The following is a 5,651-nucleotide window of genomic DNA, read 5'->3' as shown; positions in this document are numbered from 1 at the left end:
GGGTGGCGCTCGACGAACGAGCGCGGCGCGGCCGGGAGGCGCGCGCGGGACCGGAGCGGTCCGGCCGGTGAGGAGAGCCCTCAGCGACAGCGACGACAGGGACGACACGCGGCGGTGAGGAGCTCACCGGGGGTCGTCGTCATGCGGCCGAGGCTAGCACCGCGGCGCGCGTGACCGGGGTCACCACCGGGCGCCGGGCGGTGCCGCGGGGGTCGGATCACGGCCAGACGAGGCGGTGCGTCCAGCCCGCGTCGTCGCGGCGGTAGACGAGCCGCACGTGCGCGCGGTCGGCGCTGCCCTGCCAGAACTCGACCTCCTCGGGCACCACGAGCCACGCCTGCCACGACGGCAGGACGAACCCGGGGTCGGCGTCGACCCGCGCACGGGCGGCGGTCATGGCGTCGCGCAGCTCGTCGAGCGAGCCCAGCGGCTCGCCGGGGCGCACGCCGGCCGCGGCGGCGCGCGACGCGGGCGACCGCGCGAGGTAGTCGGCCGCCGACGCGTCGGCACCGAGGTGCCGCGCAGCACCGGTGACGCGCACCTGCCGCACGACCGCCGGCCACCAGAACCCCAGCGCGGCCCGCGGGTTGGCCGCGAGGTCGGCGGCCTTGGCGCTGCGCGCGTCGGTCGCGAACGCGAACCCGTCGGGGCCGACGTCCTTGAGGATCAGCACGCGCGCGGACGGGCGGCCGGCGGCGTCGGCGGTCGCGAGGGTCGCGGCGTGCGGCTCGGGCGCGCCCGCGTCGACCGCGGCGGCGAACCAGTCCGTGAAGAGGTCGAGCGGGTCGTCGGGCGCCGCGGTCGGGTCGAACGGCAGGGGCGTGCCCGCCAGGGCGGGCAGGGACCGGAGCAGCTCGCGCACGGGCGTCATCCTCCCGGGCCGCGCGACGGTCGGCAACGGCTCGCGACCTACCCTGGTGCGGTGCCCTCCCCCGCCCCTCCCGTGCTCGACGCGGCCACGTGGTCGTCGCGCGTCGACGCGCACGCCGCGCGCGCGGACGCCGCGACGGCCGGGCACCGCGCGCGCCGCTCTCGCCACGAGAACCACGCGGTCGAGGACTTCCTGTTCGAGTACTACCCGGCCACGCCGGGGCAGCTGCGGCGCTGGCACCCCGGGGCGGGTGTCACTCTCGCACCGGGGGCGGACGGCCCGGCGCCGCACGCCGCGTGGCGCTGGTACCGCACGGCCGACGACGGCACGGTCGCGCTCGACGTCGACGCGTTCACCGCGGCGCGCGGGGACACCGTGCGGTTCGTCGCCACGCTGCTGGCGGCGACCGCGGCGCGGCCGGCCGCGACCGGGTGCTTCGGGCTGCACGAGTGGGCGATGGTCTACCGCGAGCGCGCGGGCGAGCACCGGCACGCGCTGCCGCTGCGACTCGGCGAGGCGGGCACCGACGCGGTCGTCGAGGCGCACCGGATCCGGTGCACGCACTTCGACGCGTTCCGGTTCTTCACGCCCGAGGCCGTCGGCCGCAACACGCTGACCCCGACGCGCGAGACCCAGACCGCCATGGAGCAGCCCGGCTGCCTGCACGCCGCGATGGACCTCTACAAGTGGGCCCTCAAGCTCGGGCCGCTCGTGCCGGGTGACCTGCTGCTCGACTGCTTCGACCTCGCGCGCGAGGTCCGCACGACCGACATGCAGTCCAGCCCGTACGACGTGACGACGTACGGGCTCGAGCCCGTCGCGATCGAGACCCCCGACGGCAAGGCCGAGTACGTGCGCCGGCAGCGCGACTACGCCGCCCGCGGCAACGCGCTGCGCGCCGGGCTCCTGGCGGCCGCCTCACCGGTCGCACCGACGCCGTCCCACCCGTCACCGACCACCGACCTCCCCTGACCCTGCCCTTCGTCTGGCACCCGTCCCGACGCCACCCGCCACCGCCGAACGCGGGGTTCTGCCGTTCCAGGGCCCGCGAGACCGGCCGAACCCCGCGTTCGACGGGTGGGTCGTCGGTGGGGGTCGTGGGCGGCACCGCTGGCGGGTGCCGCGACCGAGGCACCCTTCCGTCGCCGGCTGGCCAGCGGCCGAACGCGGGGTTCTGCGGCTTCTGGGCCGGCGAAACCGGCCGAACCCCGCGTTCAGGGGCCTTCGACGGCCGGGGGCGGCGTGGGCGGACGGGCCGGGTCGGGGGCGTCCGGTCGGGTGGTCGACGGGTCAGGCCGCTCCGGTCAGCAGGTGGACGGCCACGACCGGCGGCGTCGGGCTCGATGCGTCCGCCTCGAACGCGACCGCACGACCGTCCGCGTCCGCGTCCGCGTCCCCGTCGGCGGACGGGCCGAGCACGAGGTCCACCGTGCGCGTGCCCGCGGCGGAGTCCGCGACCTCGAGCGTGCCCACCTCCACGCCGTCGACGAGCACGCGCGCGACGCCCGGCTGCGCGAGGTACGTCACGCGCAGCACCGCGCCGCGGCCCTCGGGGTCGGCCAGCCGGTAGGAGAACCGCTCGCGCGTCGCGCGCCAGTGCCGGCCGTCGTCGGTCGCGCCGGTCCACGTGCCGGTGCCCGCGTACCGGTGGTCGGTCTCGGGCTGCTGCTCGCCGCACGCCACCGCGTCGACCGTGCGGGCCGCGAGGCCGAGCTGCGCGTCGTCGGCGGCCGCGAGCGCGGCGCGGCGCGCGGGCACGTCGGCGGCGGTCGGCACGACCGGCAGGTAGAGCGTGTAGCGCGCGTCGTGCAGGGTCGCGAACGGCTCCAGGACGAGCGGGGCCTCGGCGCCGCGGTCGAGCACGAACGTGCCGTCGTCGGCGGGGCGCAGCGCGGCGGCGAGGTCGGCGTCGGGGCCGACGAGCAGCGGAGCCGCGGACAGCGGGCGCAGCGGCCCGTGGGCGACGTGCCCCATGCGCGCGTCGTCGGCGCGCAGACCCACGAGGTCGTCGGTGTCGCCGCGGACCGCGAGCGCGTGCGGGCCCCAGCGCAGCGCGACCCACGCGTCGTCGCCCGGCAGCCGCTCGGCCGCCGCGCCGGCGACCAGCCGCCACGCGAGCGTCTCGCCGCCGTGCCACGTGCGACGCACCGTGACGTAGCCCCTGCGCTGGCCAGGACCGCCGACGGGCGCGCCGTCGAGCGTGAGCACCACGTCGTCGCGCGCCCACGCGGGCCGGCGCACGTGCACCGCGAGGTCGGTGGGGGCGTCGACGTCGACCGTGAGCGCGACGTCGGTGACGCGTGCGGGCGTCGGGTACGTCGACGCGAGGCGCACGCGCACGCCGCGCTCGGCCCAGTCGAGCGTCGCGGGCACGGGCAGGTTGACCAGCAGGTCGTCGCCCGCGTGCGCGTACGCGAGCTCGCCGAGCCGCGCGTACGTCTCCATCGCGGTGCCGACGCAGCACCACATGCAGTCGTCGCGCGTCGAGTACACGCGGTAGTGGCCCGGGCGCGCGGACGTGAAGTACACGAACCCGCCGTCGGGGTGCTGCGCGGACAGCACGTGGTTGACGAGCTGGCGCTCGGCCGCGTCGAGCAGCGTCGTGTCGCCCGTGAGCGCGTAGAGCCGCCGCTCGACCTCGAGCATGTTCGCGGTGTTGCACGACTCGGGGCCCTCGCGGTGCGTGACGTGCGCGGCCGCGTCGGGCGTGAAGTGCTCGGACACCGAGTTGCCGCCGAACACGAGCGTGCGGCGGTCGAGCACGGTCCGCACGAACGCGGCGGCGGCGTCGGCCTCGCCGATCGCGGGCCAGCCGACGACCTTGGCGATCTGCGTGTTCGCGTGCAGCCCGTCGAGCGCGTCGCGCCCCGCGCGCAGCGGTGCGAGCAGCTCCTCGTCGGCGAACCGCCGCGCGAGGGCCGCGTAACGCGCGTCGCCCGTGAGCTCGGCGAGGTCGGCGTACGCCTCGCACATGCCGCCGAACTCGGTGCGCAGCATGCGCGCGAACGCCGCGTCGTCGAGGCGGTCGGACAGCGCGACGCCCCAGTCGGCGAGGCGCACGGCGACGGCGAGCGCGCGGGCCGCGACGTCGGCGGGGGCGTGCCGGGCGGCGTCGACCAGGCCCGCGTACGTCTTGTGCACGTTGTACCAGGGCACCCACGCGCCGCCGAGGTCGAACGTGCCCGCCTCGGCGCCGCCCGACGCGACCGACTCCCACAGCGCGACCCCGCCGGGCACTCCCCCGACGTACCCCGTGCCGAGCGCGTCCTGGCAGGCCGCGAACCCGTCGACGAGCGCGCGGGCCAGGTCCGCGGCGCGCTCGTCGCCCGTCGCGGCCCACAGCAGCGACGCCGCGGACAGCGCGTGCCCGCCGATGTGCCCGTCGAGGCCGATGGACTCCCAGCTGCCGTACGGCTCGGCGACCGGCGGCAGTCCCGCCTCGCGGCGGAACGGCGCGAGCAGCCGGTCCGGGTCGAGGCCCAGGACGTACGCGAGGTCGGTGCGCTGCGCGGCGGCGAACGGGCCGTCGGCCAGGCGGACGGCGTGCAGGGGGAACAGGGTCACGGGCGTGGTGGTGGCGGCGGTGCTCACGGCGCCCAGCCTGGCACGTGTAACGATCAACTTCCAGGCGCGCGACGACGCACGCGAGGTCGCCCCGGAGCCGTCAGACGACGCCCGCGCGCACCTGCGCGACGCCCTGGTTCGCGAGCGCGTCGGCACGCTCGTTGCCGGGGTCGCCCGCGTGGCCCTTCACCCAGACCCACGTGACGTGGTGCCGCGCGACCTCCTCGTCGAGCGCCTGCCACAGCTCCTTGTTCTTCACGGGCTTCTTCTCCCCCGTGAGCCAGCCGTTGCGCTTCCAGCCCGGCAGCCACTTGGTCAGCCCGTTCATCACGTACGTCGAGTCGACGTGCAGCGTCACGCGGCAGGGCCGGCGCAGCGCGCGCAGCCCCTCGATGACGGCCGTGAGCTCCATGCGGTTGTTGGTCGTCGCGGCCTCACCGCCGAAGAGCTCCTTCTCCTGGTCGCCGAAGCGCATCCAGGCGCCCCACCCCCCGACGCCGGGGTTGCCCTTGCAGGCACCGTCGGTCCACATCTCCACCAGGGGCTGCTCGTCGTTCACGCTCACGCGCACACGGTACGGCGTCGGACGCGTCCGCCCGCGTCAGGCCTGGGGGTGGAGGTTGTCCCGCACGACGCGGCGCAGCACCTTGCCGACCTGCGAGCGCGGCAGGTCGGGCAGCACGACGAGCCGGCGCGGCAGCGCGTACCGGGCCAGGCGCGTCTCGCACCACGCGCGCACGGCCGCGAGGTCGACGCCGGGCACGTCTCCGTCGAGCACGATCGCCGCGACGACCCGCTCGCCGAGGTCACCCGCGGGCTCGCCGACGACCGCGACGTCGAGGACGCCCGGCATGCCGCGCAGGTGGTCCTCGACCTGCGACGGGTACACCTTGAACCCGCCGGTGACGATCATCTCCTTCATGCGGTCGACGAGGACGACCATGCCGTCGTCGTCGACGCGCACGACGTCACCGGTGCGCAGCCAGCCGTCGGGCAGCAGCTGCTCGGCCGTCTCCTCGGGGCGCTGCCAGTAGCCGGCGAACACCTGGGGGCCGGAGATCAGCAGCTCGCCCTGCTCGCCGGGCGCGACCTCGCGCGTCGGGTCCTCCTGGTCGACCACGCGGATGCGGGTCGAGGGGAACGGCAGGCCGAGCGCACCGGGCCGGCGGTCCTGCGTCAGGGGGCTGCCGAGCGCGACGGGCGAGGTCTCGGTCAT

At 76.7% G+C, this 5,651-nt stretch carries 5 protein-coding genes; 1 reads left to right on the top strand and 4 read right to left on the bottom strand.

The annotated features are described in order from the left end of the window. Positions 1–217 precede the first annotated feature (217 nt). Positions 218–871 carry a pyridoxal 5'-phosphate synthase gene (locus tag ATM99_RS11585; protein WP_062103070.1) on the bottom strand — a complete coding sequence of 218 codons (654 nt, stop codon included), beginning with the start codon at positions 869–871 and terminating at the stop codon, positions 218–220. Between the two features lie 51 nt (positions 872–922). On the opposite strand from ATM99_RS11585, the gene ATM99_RS11580 reads away from it, so the two are divergent. Beyond that, the gene (locus tag ATM99_RS11580) at positions 923–1,843 is read left to right on the top strand and encodes a hypothetical protein (protein WP_062103069.1); all 921 of its coding nucleotides are present in this window, start codon (positions 923–925) and stop codon (positions 1,841–1,843) included. Between the two features lie 318 nt (positions 1,844–2,161). Here ATM99_RS11580 and ATM99_RS11575 read toward each other — a convergent pair whose 3' ends face one another. The 3 genes from ATM99_RS11575 to ATM99_RS11565 form a co-directional block, all read right to left on the bottom strand. Continuing rightward, positions 2,162–4,462, bottom strand: coding sequence for a beta-L-arabinofuranosidase domain-containing protein (locus tag ATM99_RS11575; RefSeq protein ID WP_082659466.1), 2,301 nt, complete (start codon positions 4,460–4,462; stop codon positions 2,162–2,164). Between the two features lie 73 nt (positions 4,463–4,535). After that, entirely contained in the window at positions 4,536–4,967 is a 432-nt protein-coding gene (gene rnhA / locus ATM99_RS11570) for a ribonuclease HI (protein ID WP_046530382.1), read from the bottom strand. A 69-nt stretch (positions 4,968–5,036) separates the two neighbouring features. Beyond that, on the bottom strand, positions 5,037–5,651 hold a 615-nt coding region (locus ATM99_RS11565), incomplete at its 5' end, for an AMP-binding protein (RefSeq protein ID WP_150118269.1).

The sequence above is a fragment of the Cellulomonas sp. B6 genome (assembly GCF_001462455.1).
In the GTDB taxonomy this organism is placed as follows: Bacteria; Actinomycetota; Actinomycetes; order Actinomycetales; family Cellulomonadaceae; genus Cellulomonas.
Note: the sequence above shows the minus strand (reverse complement) of the source record. Positions and strands in the feature narration are given on the sequence as shown.

Bases quoted from the DNA above. Each gene is read 5' to 3' on its own strand.
- ATM99_RS11585 (WP_062103070.1), bottom strand. From the start codon at position 871: ATGACGCCCGTGCGCGAGCTGCTCCGGTCCCTGCCCGCCCTGGCGGGC.
- rnhA (WP_046530382.1), bottom strand. From the start codon at position 4,967: ATGTGGACCGACGGTGCCTGCAAGGGCAACCCCGGCGTCGGGGGGTGG.